At 68.9% G+C, this 3,261-nt stretch carries 4 protein-coding genes; all 4 read left to right on the top strand.

The genetic code is table 11. From position 1 onward, the window contains the following. The coding region (locus ENN83_RS12745; protein ID WP_287187543.1) for an ABC transporter ATP-binding protein at positions 1-1,200 on the top strand (1,200 nt) is incomplete at its 5' end. Positions 1,201-1,245: 45 nt separating this feature from the next. Further along, positions 1,246-2,004: a YgfZ/GcvT domain-containing protein gene (locus ENN83_RS12740; protein ID WP_287187542.1), complete on the top strand. Its 759-nt coding sequence runs from the start codon at positions 1,246-1,248 to the stop codon at positions 2,002-2,004. After that, positions 1,997-2,797 carry a fructosamine kinase family protein gene (locus ENN83_RS12735; protein ID WP_287187540.1) on the top strand — a complete coding sequence of 267 codons (801 nt, stop codon included), beginning with the start codon at positions 1,997-1,999 and terminating at the stop codon, positions 2,795-2,797. Before ENN83_RS12740 ends, ENN83_RS12735 begins: the two co-directional genes overlap by 8 nt. A gap of 228 nt (positions 2,798-3,025) precedes the next feature. Then, positions 3,026-3,261: DUF6280 family protein (locus ENN83_RS12730; protein ID WP_287187538.1), on the top strand; the 236-nt coding region annotated here is incomplete at its 3' end.

Here is a 3,261-nt window from a genome sequence, read left to right as displayed (position 1 = left end):
CAACGCTGGGTGCGGCGCACCACGCGGGCCGCACGCGAGGCCGCCGCCTCGATCTCGAACCGGCTGGACGAGACGTTTCACGGGGTCACAACGATCAAGCTGAACCGGCTGGAATCGCGCGAGGAAGTCCGCTTCGCCACGACGGTGGACGGCTATGTGCAGGTCCAGATCCGGTCCGAGGCCGGGCAATCGGCCATCCCGGCGCTGATCGATGTGGTGGGCGGGATCGGCTTTGCCGGTGTGCTGGTCTTCGGCGGCATGCAGATCATCGACGGTGACAAGACGGTGGGCGAGTTCATGGCCTTCTTCACCGCCATCGCCCTTGTCTTCGAGCCGCTGCGCCGTCTGGGCCGGGTCTCGGGCGCCTGGCAGGCCGCGCTGGCCAGCCTCGAACGGCTTTTCGCGGTGTTCCAGGAACGCCCGACGATCCTGTCCCCCGCCAGCCCCGGCACCCTGCCCGCCCCCGGTGGCAAATGCGACATCGTTCTGGACGATGTGTATCTGGCCTATGGCGATGCGCCCGCGCTGAACGGGCTGACGCTGACCGCCAAGGCGGGACAGATGACCGCGCTGGTAGGGCCGTCGGGCGCGGGCAAGTCCACCGTCTTCAACCTGCTGACCCGGCTGGTCGAGCCTCAGCGCGGCCGGGTTCTGGTGGGCGGCGTGCCGGTGGATGCGCTGCCGCTGGCGGAACTGCGCGACCTGTTCTCGGTCGTCACGCAGGAGGCGCCGATGTTCGACGAGCCGCTGCGCGAGAATATCTGTCTGGGCAAGGACGTGTCCGAGGCGCGGCTGGCCGAGGTGGTCAGGGCCGCCCATATCGCCGATTTCCTGCCCGCCCTGCCCGCGGGGCTGGACAGCCCGGCCGGGCCGCGCGGCTCGAACCTGTCAGGCGGCCAGCGCCAGCGCGTCGCCATCGCCCGCGCGCTGTTGCGCGATGCGCCGATCCTGCTGATGGACGAGGCGACCTCGGCGCTCGATTCCCAGTCCGAACGGATCGTGCAGGAGGCGCTGGCGCGGCTGTCGCAGGGACGCACGACGCTGGTGATCGCCCATCGCCTTGCCACGGTGCGCAACGCCGACAGGATCGTGGTGATGGACAAGGGCCGCGTCGCCGAAGAGGGCACCCATGACGAGTTGCTCGCCCGGGGCGGGCTCTATGCCGGGCTCTACCGTCTGCAATTCGCCTCGGAAGGCTGAGCGCGGGCGCTATATCCGAAGGAACACCCAGCAAAGGAGACACGCATGCAGGGCGAGGCCGCCAGCAACCGGACGGTTCTCAAGATCACCGGCGAGGACCGGGTGGCGTTCCTGCAGGGGCTGGTCACCAATGACGTGCGCCAGATCGACGGGCGGCTGGTCTATGCCGCGCTGCTGACGCCGCAGGGCAAGTATCTGGCCGATTTCTTCCTCGCCGGGACCGAGGACGCGATCCTGATCGACGTCAAGACCGGGATCGCCGAGGCGCTGATCCGGCGGTTGTCGATGTATCGGCTGCGCGCGAAGGTGGGGATCGAACCTGCCGGGCTGCATGTGCTGCGGGGCCTTGGCGCGCCCCCGCCGGGCGCCTTCCCCGACCCGCGCGACCCCGCGCTTGGCTGGCGGGCCTATTCCCCGGTGCCCGGTCCCGAAGGCGCGACCGACTGGGACGCGATCAGGGTGGCGCACTGCATCCCCGAGACCGGAATCGAGCTGATCCCCGACGACACCTATATCCTCGAAGCCGGGTTCGAGCGGCTGAACGGCGTCGATTTCCGCAAGGGCTGCTATGTCGGCCAGGAAGTCACCGCCCGGATGAAGCACAAGACCGAGCTGAAAAAGGGGCTGGCGACCGTGCGCATCGACGGCGCGGCGCCGGTGGGCACACCCGTGATGGCCGGCGAAAAGCCGGCGGGCGTGCTGTTCACGCAGGCGGGCGGCCGGGCCATCGCCTTTCTCCGCTTCGACCGGGCGGCGGGGCCGATGCGCGCAGGCGCGGCGACCGTCACGCTGGACGATGGCTGACCGGAACGCGATTGGCGCGCTTCTGGGCATTCCGGTCACGGGGATCGTGCCGCTGCACGGGGGAAGCCTGTCGCAGGTGATGCGGGTCACCCTGACGGACGGGCGCGTTGTCGTGGCGAAATCCGGGCCACTGGTCGCGCGCGAGGCGCGGATGCTGGCGGCCATGGCGCAGGCCGGTGTCCCCTGCCCGGCCGTGATCGCGCTGGCGGGCGATCTGATGTTGATGGAACATCTCGACGAGACGCGGGCCGGACCGGCCGGATGGGCCGCGCTGGGCAGGGCACTGTCGCGGCTGCACGCGGCCCGGGGGGCGGGCTATGGCTGGGACGAGGATCATGCCTTCGGCCCCGCGGCCATCCCCAACGCGCCCTGCCCCGACTGGCCCGGCTTCTGGGCCGAACGGCGGCTGCTGGCCTGGCCCGGCGCGCTGCCCGCGGACCTCGCAGGACGGGTCGAGCGGCTGGCCGCGCGCCTGCCCGACCTCTTGCCGCGCCACCCTCCGCCCGCCTTGCTGCATGGCGATCTATGGGCCGGGAACGTGCTGTTCACGCAGCAGGGCGCCGCGCTGATCGACCCGGCCTGTTACCACGGCCATGCCGAGGTGGACCTGGCCATGCTGCATCTGTTCGGCCGCCCGGGCGCGGACCTTGCCGGAGCCTATGACCCGCCGGAGCCCGGCTGGCAGGCGCGCCGCCCACTTTATCAGCTCTGGCCCGCGCTGGTGCATCTGCGGCTGTTCGGCGGCGGCTATCGGGGCATGGTCGAGAAATGCCTGGATGCAGTCGGGGCCTGATCCCGGCGCGCGACGCAAGAAGATTAACACGGGGTTGAACGCGGAACCGGCACCCCCATATCTTGGCGTTGCGAGGGGCGCCCCGCGACAATATCATGTGTGGTTTCAATCTCAGCCATGCGCTATACGCATGAGAGGTATTCGAAAACGGAAATATCAAATCGATGCAAAACCGTCATATTCGGTGGCACGTGCAAAACGCAAGAGCAAGAATAAAAGGACGATGAGATGGCCGATTTCGTTGACGGCACCGCTTTCAATCACGAACAGGGCAACCGCGCCCGAAAACTGTTCGCTGCTGTGGTGCTGGCCGCGCTGGACGATGCGATCGCGGATGACAAGAAATACGGGAACGGACCCGAGCAGATCGCCCGCTGGGCGCGCTCGCGCGATGGGCGCGAGGTGCTGTCCTGCGCCGGGATCGACCCGAACGAGCGCGTCGTCACCGGACTGATGGAATTCGT

The sequence above is a fragment of the Rhodovulum sp. genome (assembly GCF_011048875.1).
Lineage (GTDB): Bacteria > Pseudomonadota > Alphaproteobacteria > Rhodobacterales > Rhodobacteraceae > Rhodovulum > Rhodovulum tesquicola.
This window is presented reverse-complemented; position numbering and strand designations above follow the sequence as displayed.